General features: G+C 71.4%; 14 protein-coding genes. 7 read left to right on the forward strand and 7 right to left on the reverse strand.

Going from position 1 to position 15,809, the window contains the following annotated elements:
• Both ACFYP4_RS15415 and ACFYP4_RS15420 read left to right on the forward strand, forming a co-directional pair.
• Positions 1-600, forward strand: a 600-nt coding sequence (locus tag ACFYP4_RS15415; RefSeq protein WP_358854689.1) for a cbb3-type cytochrome c oxidase subunit I, incomplete at its 5' end; no start/stop codon positions are given.
• A complete protein-coding gene (locus ACFYP4_RS15420; protein WP_388785717.1) occupies positions 597-944 on the forward strand; it encodes a hypothetical protein in 348 nt (115 codons plus the stop codon). The genes ACFYP4_RS15415 and ACFYP4_RS15420, both read left to right, overlap by 4 nt.
• Here ACFYP4_RS15420 and ACFYP4_RS15425 read toward each other — a convergent pair.
• Positions 927-1,646 (reverse strand): TetR/AcrR family transcriptional regulator, encoded by a 720-nt coding sequence (locus ACFYP4_RS15425; protein ID WP_388785719.1) that lies wholly within the window; start codon positions 1,644-1,646, stop codon positions 927-929. The two genes, ACFYP4_RS15420 and ACFYP4_RS15425, sit on opposite strands and share 18 nt — an antisense overlap.
• A 187-nt stretch (positions 1,647-1,833) precedes the next feature.
• Here ACFYP4_RS15425 and ACFYP4_RS15430 point away from each other — a divergent pair, with 187 nt between their 5' ends.
• Positions 1,834-3,087 carry a YncE family protein gene (locus ACFYP4_RS15430; RefSeq protein WP_388785721.1) on the forward strand — a complete coding sequence of 418 codons (1,254 nt, stop codon included), beginning with the start codon at positions 1,834-1,836 and terminating at the stop codon, positions 3,085-3,087.
• Here ACFYP4_RS15430 and ACFYP4_RS15435 read toward each other — a convergent pair.
• Positions 3,080-4,948, reverse strand: a complete 1,869-nt coding sequence (locus ACFYP4_RS15435; RefSeq protein ID WP_388785723.1) for a cellulase family glycosylhydrolase — start codon at positions 4,946-4,948, stop codon at positions 3,080-3,082. The two genes, ACFYP4_RS15430 and ACFYP4_RS15435, sit on opposite strands and share 8 nt — an antisense overlap.
• A gap of 122 nt (positions 4,949-5,070) precedes the next feature.
• On the reverse strand, positions 5,071-7,053 hold the full coding sequence (locus ACFYP4_RS15440) for a GTP-binding protein (RefSeq protein WP_388785725.1): 1,983 nt from the start codon (positions 7,051-7,053) through the stop codon (positions 5,071-5,073).
• A 383-nt stretch (positions 7,054-7,436) separates the two neighbouring features.
• On the opposite strand from ACFYP4_RS15440, the gene ACFYP4_RS15445 reads away from it, so the two are divergent.
• Both ACFYP4_RS15445 and ACFYP4_RS15450 read left to right on the forward strand, forming a co-directional pair.
• Positions 7,437-7,616 (forward strand): hypothetical protein, encoded by a 180-nt coding sequence (locus ACFYP4_RS15445; protein WP_358854695.1) that lies wholly within the window; start codon positions 7,437-7,439, stop codon positions 7,614-7,616.
• Positions 7,617-7,649: 33 nt separating this feature from the next.
• Entirely contained in the window at positions 7,650-8,789 is a 1,140-nt protein-coding gene (locus tag ACFYP4_RS15450) for an XdhC family protein (protein WP_388785727.1), read from the forward strand.
• A 216-nt stretch (positions 8,790-9,005) separates the two neighbouring features.
• Here ACFYP4_RS15450 and ACFYP4_RS15455 read toward each other — a convergent pair whose 3' ends face one another.
• Together ACFYP4_RS15455 and ACFYP4_RS15460 are read right to left on the reverse strand one after the other, a co-directional pair.
• Complete coding sequence (locus ACFYP4_RS15455; RefSeq protein WP_358854697.1) at positions 9,006-9,230, reverse strand: hypothetical protein; 225 nt, start codon at positions 9,228-9,230, stop codon at positions 9,006-9,008.
• 86 nt (positions 9,231-9,316) lie between these two features.
• Positions 9,317-9,517, reverse strand: a complete 201-nt coding sequence (locus ACFYP4_RS15460) for a hypothetical protein (RefSeq protein ID WP_358854698.1) — start codon at positions 9,515-9,517, stop codon at positions 9,317-9,319.
• Positions 9,518-10,271: 754 nt separating this feature from the next.
• On the opposite strand from ACFYP4_RS15460, the gene ACFYP4_RS15465 reads away from it, so the two are divergent.
• Positions 10,272-10,760, forward strand: coding sequence for a GNAT family N-acetyltransferase (locus ACFYP4_RS15465; protein WP_388785730.1), 489 nt, complete (start codon positions 10,272-10,274; stop codon positions 10,758-10,760).
• Positions 10,761-11,440: 680 nt separating this feature from the next.
• Here the strand turns inward: ACFYP4_RS15465 and ACFYP4_RS15470 are convergent.
• The gene (locus ACFYP4_RS15470) at positions 11,441-12,592 is read right to left on the reverse strand and encodes an Ig-like domain-containing protein (RefSeq protein WP_388785732.1); all 1,152 of its coding nucleotides are present in this window, start codon (positions 12,590-12,592) and stop codon (positions 11,441-11,443) included.
• A gap of 452 nt (positions 12,593-13,044) precedes the next feature.
• On the opposite strand from ACFYP4_RS15470, the gene ACFYP4_RS15475 reads away from it, so the two are divergent.
• The gene (locus ACFYP4_RS15475; protein ID WP_388785734.1) at positions 13,045-15,288 is read left to right on the forward strand and encodes a glycoside hydrolase family 9 protein; all 2,244 of its coding nucleotides are present in this window, start codon (positions 13,045-13,047) and stop codon (positions 15,286-15,288) included.
• On the opposite strand, the gene ACFYP4_RS15480 is transcribed toward ACFYP4_RS15475, so the two are convergent.
• Positions 15,285-15,797 carry a metallophosphoesterase gene (locus tag ACFYP4_RS15480; RefSeq protein WP_358854702.1) on the reverse strand — a complete coding sequence of 171 codons (513 nt, stop codon included), beginning with the start codon at positions 15,795-15,797 and terminating at the stop codon, positions 15,285-15,287. The two genes, ACFYP4_RS15475 and ACFYP4_RS15480, sit on opposite strands and share 4 nt — an antisense overlap.
• Positions 15,798-15,809: the final 12 nt, after the last annotated feature.

The following is a 15,809-nucleotide window of genomic DNA, read 5'->3' on the forward strand; positions in this document are numbered from 1 at the left end:
CTGACCGGCGTGATCCTGGCCTCCCCGCCGATGGACTTCCACGTCTCGGACTCGTACTTCGTGGTGGCGCACTTCCACTACGTCGTCTTCGGCACGGTCGTCTTCGCGATGTTCGCGGGATTCCATTTCTGGTGGCCCAAGTTCACCGGCAGGATGCTCGACGAGCGCCTCGGCAAGATCACCTTCTGGACCTTGTTCATCGGGTTCCACGGCACGTTCCTGGTGCAGCACTGGCTGGGTGCGAACGGCATGCAGCGCCGCATTCCGGACTATCTCGCGGTGGAGGGGCTCACGACTCTCAACACGGTGTCGAGCGTCTTCTCCTTCCTCCTCGGCCTGTCGTTCCTGCCGTTCTTCTACAACGTCTGGAAGACCGCCAAGTACGGCAGGAAGATCGAGGTCGACGACCCGTGGGGCTACGGCCGTTCGCTCGAGTGGGCGACCTCCTGCCCGCCGCCGCGGCACAACTTCCTCACCCTGCCGCGGATCCGCTCCGAATCCCCGGCGTTCGACCTGCACCACCCGGAGACCGCCGCCGCGGGCGTGCTGCCGGATACGCCGGGCGGCCGGCACACCGGAGCGCGGGCGGAACCGCGATGACCGCCATGGACGACCGCCCCCTGGACGGGCGGGCGCTGATCAGCGAGTTGGAGGGGCATCTCCTGATCGAGGCCGCACGCGCCGAGGGCCGGACCGAGGCCGCCCGTTTCACCCGCCCGCTGTGGTGGCTCACGGACACCCAGCGGGCGGAGGTCGAGACCCGGTACGCCGAACACCACCTCGCACGCACCCGGCGTTCCTGGGAGGACACGGCGCGGCGTGCGGCGCAACTGCGCGTCGAGTACGCGGCGGTGTACCGCTCGCTGCGCCGCCGCCTGTTCACCGGGGCGGTGCTGGTCACGGCTGGTGTCGTCGTCCTGGTCGTCTCACTCGCCCCGCGGTGACCCGCGCGACGGGAGCGGGCCGCTGCCCGACGGGCGGACCCGGTGCGCCTCCGGGGACCAGCCCGACGGGCGCAGGATGCCGAGCAGTTGGCGGACGAGTTCCTCGACCACCTGGTCGAGGGTGGCGTCCACCCGGCCGGCGCTCCAGTCGTGGAGCAGGCCGTTGACGCTGCCGATGAACGCCGTGGCGGCGATCCGGTAGTCGCGGGCCGCCGCCTCGCCGCGGGCGGCGGCGGCGTCCGCCTCGGCGCAGATGAGGTCCACCCATCGGGCTCGGCGGGCGAGCCGCTGTTCCTCCAGGGCGGGGCTGACTCCGATGATCTCGACGAACGTGATGCGGATGCGGCGCGGATCGGCGGTGACGTCGGCCGCGTAGGCCCGGAAGACCGCGGCGGCCCGTTCGGCGAGCGGCAGTTCCCCGGCTTCGGCGAGCGCCGTCAGGGCCGCCTGCTCGGCCCAGTCGTTGACCTGGAGGTGCAGTGCGGCCAGCACGTCCTCCAAAGTGCGGAACTCCTCGTAGAACTGGCGTGTCGACAGGCCCGCCGCCTCGCTGAGCGCGGCGACGGTGGCCGAGCGGAAGCCGGGACGGTCACCGAACACCTGGAGCGCGGCGTCGAGGAAGCGCCGGCGCCGCTCGGCCTGCCGTTCCTCGGCGGACCTGCCGCCGTACCGTCCGGTCGGCTGCTTCAGCCTGCCCGCCACCCGTGCCTCCCTCGCCGGCGGGCCGATCCGGTCCCGTCCGTCGTCGATTTTGTCGTGTCCGCAGTCTTGTGGAGAGGGCGCCCCTCTCCTTACTTTCCAGTAAGTCAACTCTGAACGCGTGCGTGTTCAGAGTTCTCCATTGTCATGCCCTTGCCATTCGCTTTCCCGCCTACGACAGGGACCCGCCATGCCTGCCCCCCGAATACGGCACCTCTGCACCCTCGCCACCGCACTGGCCCTCGCCCTGGGCGGCACCGCCGCCACGGCCGCCACCCCCGAGGACGCCTCCGCCGCCCTGCGCGAGGTGATGTTCGTGGGGAACAACTGGGACGGCACCGCCGACGTCATCGAGTCCACGGGCGACCTCGCGAGGATCGGCCGCGTCGATGTCGTGCCCGACAAGGAGGCACGCATGGCGGAGATCAACGCGGATCCCGTCAAGTGGGCGTACTTCCTCGGCATCCGCAACGGTGTCGGGGAGGGGCACGACCAGCTCGTCGACGACATGTACGCCACGCCCGACGGCTCGTCGATGGTCGTCTCGCGTCCGAGCTTCGCCGACGTGGTCTCGATCGACCTCGCCACCGGCAGGATCAACTGGCGCTTCCGCGTGTCCGGCTACCGGTCCGACCACATGGCCGTCTCCCCCGACGGCACCCGCGTCGCGGTCTCGGCCTCGACCGCGAACAAGGTGCACGTCCTGGACATCGTCACCGGCCGGCAGATCGGCTCCTTCGCCACCGGCGACAAACCGCACGAGAACGTCTTCTCCCGCGACGGCAAGCACATCTGGAACATGTCCATCGGGGACGTCAACACGGCGCTGGACGAACCGTGGCTGGACTGGACGAAGGGTGACCGCCGCATCACCGTCGTCGACGCGACCACCTTCAAGCAGGTCAAGGTGGTCGACATGCGGCAGCGGCTCGACGCGATCGGTCTCAAGGACTACTCCGACGCGGTCCGGCCCGCGGTCTTCAGCCCCGACGAGTCCAAGCTGTACTTCCAGGTGTCGTTCTTCAACGGCTTCCTGGAGTACGACGTCGCAGGCGACCGGATCACCCGTGTGAAGACCCTGCCGAAGAACCCCGCCACCAGCAGCGACCGCACCACCTGGGTCAACGACTCCCGCCACCACGGCATCTCGATGAATCCCGACGGCACCAAGCTGTGCGTCGCCGGCACGATGGACGACTACGCCACCGTCGTCGACCGGGCCACCCTCCAGGAGGGCCCGCTCGTCACCGCCTCCAAGCCCTACTGGGCGACCGTCAGCGGCGACGGCAGGTCCTGCGTCGTCTCGGAGAGCGGCGCCGACCGGGTCACGTCGATCGACTTCGCCACCGGCCGCAGGACGGCGTCCGTGGCGGTCGGCGACCACCCGCAGCGCGTACGACTGGCCCGTGTGCCGGCGAACTGGACGGGACCGTCGGCTAGTTGAATCTTTGCGCCGCCCAGGACGCAAGTTCCGCCCGGGCCGCGGCGAGCAGGTCGGCGGACGGTGCCGTCGCGCCGTTGGTGACCAGGGCGTAGTGCACGGCTCCCGGACCGGCGGCGGTGAGCAGGAGCCGGCGGGCTCCGGTGCCGCCCGGTTCGGGGGCCGCCGCGACGGGCGTGGTCCGGGTGTACGCGGGCGGCGCGGTCGTCGCCCCGAGGTCGGAGACCACTGTGGTGCCGGACGCCGTGAAGGACGCCGGCAGGTGGAGTTCGGTAGGGGCGCCCGTGCCGTCGGAGCGCCAGACCAGGAGTCCGTACTGGCCCGGGCCGACCAGCTGGGAGACCTTCGGGAGCGTACTCGGGACGGGGTTCCAGGTCAGGGTGGCCGAGCCGTCCCGGGAGCGGTCCTCGTAGGTGAAGGCGGCCGTCATGCCCGCGGTGGCGCTCGGGTAGACGCGGTCGAGCAGACGGGCGTCCTGGCGCAGGACGGCACGTCCCGCGTCGTCGAGCGCCACCGCCGAGAGGTCCTCGTCGTTCCAGGCGTCGCCGGCGGTGAGGACCTTGCCGGGGTTGCCGTTCATCAGCTCGTGGTGGCGGCCGTTGTAGAGGTCCCACTGCCACTGCGTGCCGGACAGGACGGGCCCCGAGGAGGCCGGGTCGGACCACCAGGTGGATCCGGCGCGGCGGGAGTCGAGCGCCTGGTACATGGCCTTGAGGACCGTGGGAGCCTTGTCCGCGACCGAGCCGGCCAGCGGGTGGCCGAACTCGCTGACCAGGGCCGTCGTACCGGCTGCCGAGGCCCGGTCGCGCACCGCCCCGAGGTCCGCCGCGTACTGGCCGTCGCGGGCCTTGCCCCACATGAAGACGCCGGAGATCGCCTTCTGGTCGTAGAAGTGCGTGTTGAGGACATAGCGCGGGCCGAGCCGTCCGGCGTCCAGCAGGCCGCCCTCCTGCCTCTGGAAGTCGAGATTGGCGTTCCAGAAGAGGTTCGGCTCCACGAAGGCGGGCTTGGCCTGCCAGCCCGCCGCGTCCATCCGGGCCCGGAACCTCTCGTAGAAAGGCCACAGCACGTCGCGTTCCCAGGCGCGGCTGGTCTGCCCGGAGTCGTAGGTGCCCGCGTACGGCTCGTTGAACGGGTCGAAGCCCACGACGCCCGCGAACTCGGCTGCGGTGAGGTGCCGGCGGACGTATTCCATCGTGCTCTGCGCGGTGCTGAGGAAGGCGTCCTGGACGCCGTTCGCGTTGTGCCAGAAGTCGTACGTGGCCTGCCGCACGGCCTGGTTCTGGGTGATGTTCTGACCCCAGAAGAGACAGATCCCGCAGGATTCGTCGGGATAGTCGCCGGCGTCCACGGCCCATTCGGGGGCGCCGTCGCCGCTGTACCAGCTGTCCGCGTCGAAGAGGTGGCGGGAGTAGAGGTCCTGGTGGAAGTCGGGGAACACCCGGATCCCCGCGTCGAGGAAGGCACGCATCTGATCGGTGACGGCGGCGAGGTACGCCGTGTCCACCCGCCCCCGCACGGGCTCGGCGTGCGCCCAGGACAGCAGCAGGCGGACGGCGTTGCCGCCGCCGAGGGCGCGGAGCGCGGTCGCGGACTTCCGCGCGTCGGCGACCGAGGCGAAGGGCAGGCCGCCGTGCTCCTCCAGCTTCGTCTCACCCGAGACGTTGTAGCCGCGCAGCACCACCTCGCGGCCGAGCCCGTCGGTGAAGCGGCCGTGATCGACCGTGAGGGTGGCCGCCGCGGGTTCGTCGAACCACAGGGAGCCGGGCACATCCTCCGCCGCGGCGGGCTGGGCGCCCGCCGTGGCGAGGGAGCCGGAGAGAAGGACGAGGACGCCGAGCAGACGTGCGCGCAACTTCGTCATGCTCACAACAGTCCCGCCCGCTCCTGACGCCGTCAACACCCCTGACTCCGCAGTAAGGTTCTCGTGTCACCGGTCGTCGCGCCCGCCGCCCTCGCTCGCGGAACGTCAGGACGCCCCCGCGCTCAGCCGCCCGCCCGCCGGGTCACCTTCAGCAGATACTCCTTCCGGTCGAGCGGGTTGTGGTCGGTGCGCGGCCGCGTCGGGACGGTCCCCCGCGTGACGGGGGCGTAGTGGTCGAAGGCCGCTTCCAGCTCGCCCTCGCCTCGCGTCAACCCGGGGAGCAGCGACTCCAGTTCGTGGACCGAGGCCGCCGGGACGCGGCCCCGGAGCACGCTCGTCGCGCCGTGCGTCCCCGTCGACTCCGGCACGGCCCGCAGCCTCGCGAGGACGGGCAGCACCGCCGGCAGCGTGTCCGGCGGTGCCTCCAGGCTGAAGCGGTGCATCGGCTCGTGCACCCGGGAACCCGCCCGCCGCAGGGCGCTCATCAGGACCAGCGGCGTCAGTCCGCGGAAGTCCGCGCCGGTGCTCGACATGCTCTTGTCGAAGCGCTGGTGCGCATGACTCTGACGGGGTGAATAGCCCGAGTGCGTCATGGTCACCGTGCAGTCGGTGACCTGCCAGCCGTGGACGCCCTGCCGCAGGGTCTCCCGCACGGTGTCCTCGACGGCCTTGAAGAAGGCGTACGGCATCGAACCGAGCTCCACCCCGAGCCGGAACCGCACCCCGGAGCCGGCCGGCGCCGGGTCGACGCGCAGCCCGACGGTCGCGAGGAACGGGTTGGGTTCCCTGCCGTTGAACTCGACCGCGGTCCCGCCGGCGACGGGCCGCTCGACGCAGATGGTGGTCGACTCCCGGAAGGTCACGTCGAGCCCGAACTCGTCGGCCAGCGTCGCCTGGACGACCTGCTTCTGCACCTCCCCGTACAGCGATACGGAGGTCTCCCGCCGCAGCTCGTCCCGGCGCAGCGTGATCAGCGGGTCCTGCTCGGCGAGCTGGGTGAGCGCGATGTGCAGGGCGGCCCGGTCGCCGGGCCGGCGGGGGACGACGACCGTCTCCAGCGTCGGCGGCGCGAAATGGTGTTCCGCTCCGGACGCGGGTGACTGCCCGAAGCTGTCCCCGATGCGGATGTCCCCGAGCCCTCGGAGCATCGCGATCCGTCCTGCGGCGACGCACGGGACCCGGACCGCCGAGCCGTGCTCGAACACGCTGATCCCGGTGATCCTGCCCTCCGCGCCGTCGCCGTGGGCGACCCGGTCGCGCGTGCGCAGCGTGCCGGAGAACATCCGCGCGTACGCGATCTTCTCCCCCGCCGGGCCCCGCTCGACCTTGAAGACGGTGCCGGCGACCGGGCCGTCCGCCGTGCCCCGGGCGGCGGGCAGCAACTCCTCGACCCCGGCCATCAGCTCCGCGACTCCGGCGCCCGTGATGGCGGAACCGAAGTACACGGGATGCACCAGGGCCTGGCCGGTCCGGCGCGCGAGGCAGTCCCGGAGCCTCTCGTCCGACACCCTGCCCTCGACGTACGCGGACAGCAGGGCGTCGTCGTGCCCGGCGAGCAGGTCGAGCAGCGGCGTCCGCAGTCGTCGCGCGGTGAACGGGAGGAAGTGAGCGTCCCGGGTGCCCGCCGCGCCGATCTCGCCCATGGGGACGAGCGCCGGGGTGAGCCTCGCCGCGAGGCGCTCCAGCAGGGGCCCGTACTGGGCTCCGCCGCGGTCGATCTTGTTCACGAAGACGAGCGTCGGGATCCGCAGCCGCCGCAGGGTCCGCATCAGCACGCGGGTCTGCGCCTGGACGCCCTCCACGGCCGAGACGACCAGGACGGCCCCGTCGAGCACGCCCAGCACCCGCTCCACCTCGGCGATGAAGTCCGGATGGCCGGGGGTGTCGATCAGGTTGACGGTGCGGTCGCCGACCGGGAAGGAGACGACGGCGGACTTGATGGTGATGCCGCGCTGCCGCTCCAGGGCGAGGGAGTCGGTCCTGGTGCTGCCGGCGTCGACACTGCCGATCTCGTCGATGACCCCGGCGCTGTGCAGCAGCCGCTCGGTCAGGCTGGTCTTACCGGCGTCCACATGCGCGAGAATTCCAAGATTCAGGGTGGGCACTGAGCGTCATGTCCTTAGAAGAGGTGATCATTCCTTCGCGGGTGGACATGAACGCTTCGCGCACGGGTGCTCCTCGGTACGGGACGACTGGTCACGAGAAGTGCAGCAGGGGGCGGCGGGCGAGGGCAACGGGATTTCGCGGGCCGAGGTGATCCTTCCGGGGCGCGGGTGAGCCGTGGCCCCAGGGGTACCCGCACAGGCGCACGACGTGACGGGTGCGAAACCGGCCGCCCCTGAAGAGGCGGACCGGCACGGACCCGGAAGCGAACCGACGTCCCCCGGTACGCCGGACGGACGTACCAGGACCCATGTCCCCCGGCGCCGAACGGACCTCAAGGGCACGGCACGTGCCGAGCGGCGCCCGGTCGACCGGAAGGCTGATCATGACCGACCACACCCCGTCCCAGGCCGAGGGCGAGCCGGACACCGGCACGGACACCGCGTCCGCCGACTCCTCCAGCGGCACCCACGACACCGGGCACACCGACCCCGGCCTCACCACGCCCTCGCAGGCCGAGGGCGAGCGCGACGACGAGGACGACGAGGACCCCGGCACGCCTTGAGGGCGGCGCACGGGGCGCCGACAGGAGCGGGAGATGCGTGAGATCCTCCCGGCGTTGAGCCGCTGGTACGCCGAGGGGTCGCCGTTCGGCCTGGCCACGGTGGTCGCCGTCAGCCGCAGCGCGCCGCGCGATCCGGGGGCCGCCATGGCGGTGGGCCCCGGTGACGAGGTGGTGGGCAGCGTGTCCGGGGGGTGCGTCGAGGGCGCGGTCTTCGAGCTTGCGCGCGAGGTCGTGGCGAGCGGCGAGGCACACCTGCGGACCTTCGGATACAGCGACGACGATGCCTTCGCCGTGGGGCTGACCTGCGGCGGAGAGATCACCGTGCTGGTGCGCCGCGTCTCCCCCGAGGACGACCCCGGCTTCGCGGCGGTCGCCGAGTCGGTGGCCGCCGGACGGCCGGTGACCGTGGCCACCGTGACCGGCGGACCGGCTCCGCGCGGGGCCTCGCTCGCCGTATGGCCGGACGGGGAGACCTGGCCCGCCGGGGGAACCCCGGGCACGCTGGGCGCGGACGGGCTGGACGCCGCCGTCACCGCGGACGCCCGGGGCGAGCTGGCGCAGGGGACTTCGGAACTGCGCCACTACGGGCCGCGGGGTGAGCGCCGTGAGGACTCCGTCGGGGTCTTCCTGCACTCGTTCGCACCGCCCCCGCGCATGCTGGTCTTCGGCGCCATCGACTACGCCGCCGCTGTCGCCCGCATCGGCGGTTTCCTCGGCTACCGCGTCACGGTGTGCGACGCCCGCCCGGTCTTCGCCACGCCGCAGCGTTTCCCCGACGGTGTCGAGGTCGTCGCCGAATGGCCGCACATCCATCTGAGCGGTACGGAGACCGACGACCGCACGGTGATCTGCGTCCTCACCCACGACCCGAAGTTCGACGTGCCGCTGCTGGAGGAGGCGCTGCGCCGTCCGGCCGCGTACATCGGGGCGATGGGCAGCCGGCGTACCCACGACGAGCGGATGGCGCGCCTGCGGGAGGCCGGGCTCCGCGAGGACGAGCTGTCCCGGCTGCGGTCACCGGTGGGCCTCGACCTCGGGGCCCGTACACCGGAGGAGGTGGCGGTGTCCGTCGCCGCCGAGATCGTCGCGCTGCGCTGGGGCGGCACCGGCAGCCCGCTCACGGCGACCACCGGCACGATCCACCACCGCAGGCCGGGGACGGCGCCCGGCTGACCTGGCCTCGACGCCGGTCGTGGGGTGCCCCGGCGAGCGGGGTCCGCACGTCCGGACTTCCGGCCGTGGGGGCGGGCGGCACGCCGGACGGTGATTCGGGCGCCGGCCGTGGAGGCCGCACCGCCGAGCCGGGGCGTCCCGTCGCCGGGAGACCGCTGATCCCGGTGGCCACCCGCCGATCCGTGCAGGCCGCCCGCACCCGCGGAACCGCAACGCCTACGCGGCGTCCCACCGGTGCGGGGGGCCGCCGCGCCACTCCACCCGGCCGGGGTCGTCGAGCAGGTCGTCCGGGTCGGGCAGTCCTGCGGCCTCCAGGAACACGATCAGGTCGTGGTCGGAGTGGGCGAGGCCCAGGTCCTCGTCCCGGCCGTCCCTGTGCACGCTCACCCGCCGGCCGCCGCTGCGCGACGGCCGGTGCACGACGATCATCGCGTTGGCCACGAGATCAAGAGTGCCCCCTCGGCGCGGGCGGCGCAGCCCGGCAGGACCGCCCGGTGGCCGTCACGGGCCGACCGGGCGAGCGGCGGTCACCGGCCGCGGGTCGCTCCGCGCGGCCGGTTCGCGGGACGTGACGGTGCGGGATAGGAGGCCTCTTCCTCCTCGTCCAGCGGCGGCAGGTCGACGGTGTAGCACGGCTGGAGGAACAGACCGTGGTGCTGCGGCGCGGCCGGCGGTCCTGCGGGAGTCTCCACGGAAGAGGCGGAGTCGTGCTGAGGAGAGACGGGCATCCAAAACCATCCGGAGTTGAGGGGCGCACGGATCAAAGACGGGGCTGTCGAACGATGCCGCCCGGTATCTGCCCGCCTCGCGTGCGGCTGCCCATTAGATCCTATTGGCGGCGGCACGACGACAGGGCGCGATACGAGAAGCGGGCCGGATGGGCACGCGCCCGTGCCGGGAGGGCGCCGCGCATGCGCCGAACGGCGCACCGAGGATGCCGTATCCGGCCCCCGCGCCGGCGTAGGCGCACCCCTCGGAGGGGCCGTCGCGCCGGTGCCGCACCGCACCTGGGCCGACGGGTGTTCCGGAGCATAGGGATCGTCTACGCCGTCGTCGCCTGGGACGGGGTTGGGCTGGATCTCGACCCGTCCGTTGGGGCTACTGGCGAGATGGTAGACGGCCCGGTAGTAGCTGTCGCGCTCGGTGAGGACCAACCCGAGGCGGTCGTTGACGAGCCGGGCCAGCTCGTCGGTGGTGTGGGTGCTGGTGCCGCAGATGTGGTGGTCGGTCATGATGCACCAGCCCCTAGGTCGCGACGGTGGCGGGGCGCTCGACCAGTTGGCCGAGCTCGCAGCGGGCCCCGGCACGGACGAGGCCGACGAGGTGGGGTGGTGCGCTCACGGCCCGCCACCGCCCCGTCAGCCGAAGGCGACCCCGTCAGCCGCATCGACCCTTCTGGCCCGTGAGCCAGGAGTGGGCTGAGGAAACGGCTTTGCGCCCAGCGTGATCGGCGTGGATGCTGGCTCGCCGGAGGTACTGAAGATGATCAACCTCGTGTTGAAGCTGTCGGCCCGTGATTTGGTGCGTGCGGACCTGGCGTCATGCGGGTGGGCAGGCTCTGACCACCACTTGGCCCACGTCGCGGAGGAGTTGGAACGTGCCCGGGCCGGCGAGGTCGACTACCTTGCGGTCTGCCCGGCAACGGACATCCCTGTGGCGATAGGCGGCGTCGACTACCAGGTCAAGAAGAGGGTCGGCACTTTGTGGCAGCTGGCAGTCCACCCCGCATTGCAGTCGTGTGGGATCGGCACATTTCTTGTCGAAGCCGCAGAACTGCGGATCAGGAACCGCGGTCTGCGGCAGGCCGAGCTTGGTGTGGAGGAAAGCAACCCCCGCGCACGTGCGCTGTATGAAAGGCTGGGTTACGTCGCGTACGACCGTCAGCCGGACTCGTGGGACGTGCAAGCCCCTGATGGATCATTGCGCCGCTACGAAACGATGTGCACGTTGATGCGGAAGGAACTGACGTAGGCTCAGTCACCTTGGCGGGACCTGTAGATCCGGGCGCCGTCCTCGATGGCTGTCAGCCACGGCGGAGGCTTCGTCCTCAGATCCAGCCAAGCGGTGGCCGCGGCAGCGGGCCCAGCCGCACCCACTTCGCCCTGCCCGTGCATGCTGCGGCACATGCGTATTCGATGAGACGCCACCAGACTCTGTGGGACGGCTGCCCGACGACGAGAGCGTGCGGAACGTGGCGACGCAGCCCGAGCGGTCACAACACAGCCCCCACCGACTCCCGACGATCTTTTACGGGACAAGCCTCAGGAAGAACTGCAGGGAAATAATCTGGCCGAGGAGTGCAAGCCGTGCGAGACAGTGATCAGACAAGACTTACCATCGCCATCCTTCTGCTTATCGCCTCAGGTCCGTTCGTGATCCCTGCAGTTCACTGGGGAACGCTGGACATGTGGTGGCTTGTGGCATGGGCGGCGGTAGCAGGGCTTGCTGCGTACCCTCTCGCTTCACTGTGGCGCCGTTTGGTGCGAGCTAGACATCACGAAGAAGGCTGACGGGAACTACTTCCGGTAGGCCTTGCTCGCCACTCGTCGTCATGATGGCGCCTCTGGGCAGTTCGCGGAACAGGGGAGAGCCGGCCGATGGCGGGGCGCCGATGGTGACGGAGCCGGAGTGGTGGGCCGGGCGCGCGATCGTCACCGCAGGGCGCTGCCCGCCCGCCATCGGGCCCAGTCCACATTCCAGTCCCCGTAGCCGTTGTTGAGGGGCACGGTGTCCTTGGAGTTGAGGACGGTGACCGGGTCGCCGTAGTCGACGTGCTCGAAGAACCACTTGGCGTCCCGCGTGCTGAGGCCGATGCAGCCGTGACTTCCGTTGACCCGGCCGAACTTGCCCTCGTTCCACGGCGCGGCGTGCGCGTAGGTGCCTGAAATGGTCAGCTGCACGTCCCACTTGACCTTGCCGAGGTCGTACGCCTCGCGGCCGAATATGCCCACGGTGGACGAGTCCATCCGGAGGGAGGGGACCTTGCTCAGCACCACCATCGTGCCGTCCCAGGTCTCGAAGCCCTTCTTGCCGGTGGACACGGGCAGGGTCCGCAGCTTCCTGCCGTTCTCGGTGACCGTCAGCGTCTTCTTCGCCACGTCGACGGTGCTGACGACGGACTTCCCGACCGTGAAGTCGATCTTCCGGGTCTGGGTGCCGTAGAGCCCTCCCCCGGCGCCGACTCCGTCGAGGTTCATGCGCAGGGTGACCTCGGTGCCCGGCTTCCAGTACGCGCGGGGGCGGTAGTCGATCCGGTCCTTGCCGTTGCGGTCCTTCATCCAGCTCCACGCGCCGTCCACGGCGGGGGACGAGGTGACGCGCAGCCGCCGCTCCACGGCGGCCTTGTCGCGGATCGGCTTGTTGAAGACGATCGACACCGGCAGTGCGGTGCCGACGGTCGCGCCCCGCTCGACGTTGTACTCGCCGACGAACGTCCGCGCCTTCGGGGGCTCGGCGGTGGTGAAACTGCGGCGTTCGGTGATCTTCCTGCCGTCGGACGCCGTGGCCCTGGCCTCCACGGTGTAGGTCACCCCGGGGGCCAGCCGGGCGGCGGACGTCCAGGCGTCCCTGTCCTTGGAGTACGCGCCGTCGAGCGCGCCCGGGCCGGGGGCGGTCACCTTCACGGACGTGAGCTTCCCGCTGCCCGCGCGCACGGTCACCTTCCTGCCGACCGGCACGGACGAGGCATCGGCCGCGGGAGCGATCCGTATCCTGTCCGCACCCGCCCGCGGTCTGCCGTCGTCGCCGGACGAGCCGTCGCAGGCCACGAGGGCCATGGACCCCGTGACGGCCAACGCGACCACGCACGTGGCCTTCCGTCGTCCCGGAGACCTTCCGGCGGGCCTTCGCTGTGCGGGTGCTCGGTCCATGGCCACCTCCATCGGCGGTACCGGCGGGGCGGGCACGCGGCCGGCCCGCCGCCGTACGGTTCGGTTTCGGTTCGCCCACCGCCTACCCCTCGCGCGGCCGTTCACAGCCGCGGACCCCGCCGAAGCCGCCGGCCCGCCGAAGAACGTCCGGAACGGGCACGGCGGAGCCACCCGTGACGGGGAACTCACGTCACCCTCGGCGGGGAACTCGCGTCACCCGTCTTGTCCATCCCTCCCCCGCGCCCCTACAGTCCCTCGCAGCGGCAATTGGGAGCGCTCCCACGCCACTTGGGCCCGATCCGGGCATCCGCAGGCCCGGCCCGGGCCGGGAGGTCCGGCCGCGGGCGTCGGCATTCCGCACCTCCCCATCTCCAAGGAGCCCGGACGTGAAACGACGCAGAACGACCCTGCTCGCCGTCGCGGCACTCGTCGCGGCGGCGCTCGTCACCGTGCCCGCAGGACCGGCCGGAGCCGACGAGGTCGAGCAGGTCAGGAACGGTACCTTCGACACCTCGAGCGCTCCGTGGTGGACCTCGAGCAACGTCACGGCGGCGCTGTCCGAGGGACAGTTGTGCGCGGACGTGCCCGGCGGCACCACCAACCGCTGGGACGCCGCGGTCGGCCAGAACGACATCACCCTCGTGAAGGGCGAGACGTACCGCTTCGCGTTCACCGCGTCAGGAGCGCCCCAGGGGCACGTCCTGCGGGCCGTCGTGGGACTGTCGGTGTCGCCGTACGACACCTACTTCGAGGCCAGTCCGGCGGTGAGCGTCTCGGGCGACCAGTACACGTACACGTTCACCTCCCCGGTCGACACCGCGCAGGGCCAGGTGGCCTTCCAGCTCGGCGGCAGCACGGACCCGTGGCACTTCTGCATGGACGACGTGTCCCTGCTGGGCGGTGTCCCGCCGGAGGTCTACGAGCCCGACACCGGACCGCGCGTGCGGGTCAACCAGGTCGCCTACCTGCCCGCCGGGCCGAAGAACGCGACGCTGGTCACCGAATCCACCGAACCGCTGTCCTGGCAGCTGAAGAACGCCGACGGCAGGGCCGTGGCCCGCGGCCGGACGGTGCCGCGCGGCACCGACGCGTCCTCCGGCCAGAACGTCCAGTCGATCGACTTCGGCGCCTACCGCGGACGGGGCGAGGGCTTCACCCTCGTCGCCGACGGGGAGACCAGCCGCCCCTTCGACATCGGCGCCAGTGCCTACGAGAGCCTGCGGGTCGACGCGCTGAAGTACTACTACACCCAGCGCAGCGGCATCGCGATCGCCGACTCGCTGCGCCCCGGCTACGCGCGCCCCGCCGGGCACGTCGACGTCGCGCCGAACCGGGGTGACGGCCGGGTGCCGTGCCAGCCCGGCCTCTGCGACTACACGCTGGACGTCACCGGCGGCTGGTACGACGCGGGCGACCACGGCAAGTACGTGATCAACGGCGGCATCGCCACCTGGGAGCTGCTCAGCACGTACGAGCGCGCGGTCCTGGCCCGCACCGGCAGCCCCGGCAGGCTCCGGGACGGCACGCTGGACATCCCGGAGAGCGGCAACAAGGTGCCCGACATCCTCGACGAGGCGCGCTGGGAACTGGAGTTCCTGCTCAAGATGCAGGTCCCCGCGGGTGAACCGCTCGCGGGCATGGCACACAGCAAGATCCACGACGAGCAGTGGACCGGCCTGCCGCTGCTGCCGAGCCAGGACCCGCAGAAGCGCGAACTGCACCGGCCCACCACGCAGGCCACGCTGAACCTCGCCGCGACGGCCGCGCAGGCGGCCCGCCTGTACCGGCCCTACGACCGTGCCTTCGCGGCCGAGGCGCTCAAGGCCGCCAGGACCGCCTGGTCGGCCGCGCTGGCCCATCCCGAGACGTATCCGTCCGAGGCGGACGGGACGGGCGGCGGCGCCTACTACGACGCCGACGCGCGCGACGAGTTCTACTGGGCCGCCGCCGAGCTGTATCTCACCACCGGTGACAAGGAGTTCGCCGACCACGTCCTCGGCTCGCCGCTCCACACGGCCGACGTCTTCGGCGACCTCGGCTTCGACTGGTCCAGGACGGCGGTGCCCGCCCGGATCGACCTCGCGACCGTCCCGAGCAGGCTGCCGGGCCGGGACAAGGTCAGGCGGTCGGTGACGAAGGCCGCCGACGCCTACCTGGCCACGCTCGACGCCCACCCGTACGGCATGCCGTACGCCCCGGACGGCAACAAGTACGACTGGGGGTCCAGCAGTCAGGTGCTGAACAACGCGGTCGTCATCGCCACGGCGTACGACATCACCGGACGGAACAGGTACCGCGACGGCGCGGTGCAGAGCATGGACTACATCCTCGGCCGCAACGCGCTGAACCAGTCGTACGTGACCGGATACGGCGAGGTCGCCGCGCTCAACCAGCACAGCCGCTGGTACGCGCACGAACTCGACCCGAACCTGCCGAACCCGCCCAGGGGCACGCTGGCCGGGGGGCCCAACTCCAGCATCCAGGACCCGTACGCGCAGGAGAAGCTCAAGGGCTGCGTGGGCCAGTTCTGCTACATCGACGACATCCAGTCCTGGTCGACGAACGAGACCGCGGTGAACTGGAACGCGGCGCTCGCCTGGATGGCGTCTTTCGTGGCGGACCAGGGCTAGGCGGTCGCTCCCCGGGGCGGCAACCGGTGCAGGCGGACGTCCGTCAGGGTGCCGCCGGCCACCTGCGCGGTCATGTACGTGCAGTGGGGTTGGCGGCGCCGGTCGGTCGGGGAGCCCGGGTTGAGCAGGCGCAGCCCGGGCTCCGCCGTCGTGTCCCAGGGGATGTGGCTGTGGCCGAAGACGAGGACGTCCAGGTCGGGGAAGCGGTCGGCGCAGCGGCGCTCGCGTCCCTGGGCGGCACCGGTCTCGTGGACGACACCGAGGCGCAGTCCGTCCAGTTCGGCGCGGGCGACCTCCGGGAGCCGGGCGCGCAGCTCCGGGCCGTCGTTGTTGCCGTACACGCCGATCAGTGACTTCGACCGGGACTCCAGCAGGTCGAGGGTGGCGGTGTCGACCCAGTCGCCCGCGTGGATCACGACGTCGGCGCGCGGGAGTTCGGCCAGCAGCGGGGCGGGCAGCTCCTTGGCACGCTTGGGCAGGTGGGTGTCGGACATCAGCAGCAGGCGCACCCGGCCAGGGTG

This window comes from Streptomyces sp. NPDC005551, from assembly GCF_042871785.1.
Classification (GTDB): domain Bacteria; phylum Actinomycetota; class Actinomycetes; order Streptomycetales; family Streptomycetaceae; genus Streptomyces.

Bases quoted from the DNA above. Each gene is read 5' to 3' on its own strand.
- ACFYP4_RS15420 (WP_388785717.1), top strand. From the start codon at position 597: ATGACCGCCATGGACGACCGCCCCCTGGACGGGCGGGCGCTGATCAGC.
- ACFYP4_RS15430 (WP_388785721.1), top strand. From the start codon at position 1,834: ATGCCTGCCCCCCGAATACGGCACCTCTGCACCCTCGCCACCGCACTG.
- ACFYP4_RS15450 (WP_388785727.1), top strand. From the start codon at position 7,650: ATGCGTGAGATCCTCCCGGCGTTGAGCCGCTGGTACGCCGAGGGGTCG.
- ACFYP4_RS15435 (WP_388785723.1), bottom strand. From the start codon at position 4,948: ATGACGAAGTTGCGCGCACGTCTGCTCGGCGTCCTCGTCCTTCTCTCC.
- ACFYP4_RS15460 (WP_358854698.1), bottom strand. From the start codon at position 9,517: ATGCCCGTCTCTCCTCAGCACGACTCCGCCTCTTCCGTGGAGACTCCC.
- ACFYP4_RS15445 (WP_358854695.1), top strand. From the start codon at position 7,437: ATGACCGACCACACCCCGTCCCAGGCCGAGGGCGAGCCGGACACCGGC.
- ACFYP4_RS15465 (WP_388785730.1), top strand. From the start codon at position 10,272: ATGATCAACCTCGTGTTGAAGCTGTCGGCCCGTGATTTGGTGCGTGCG.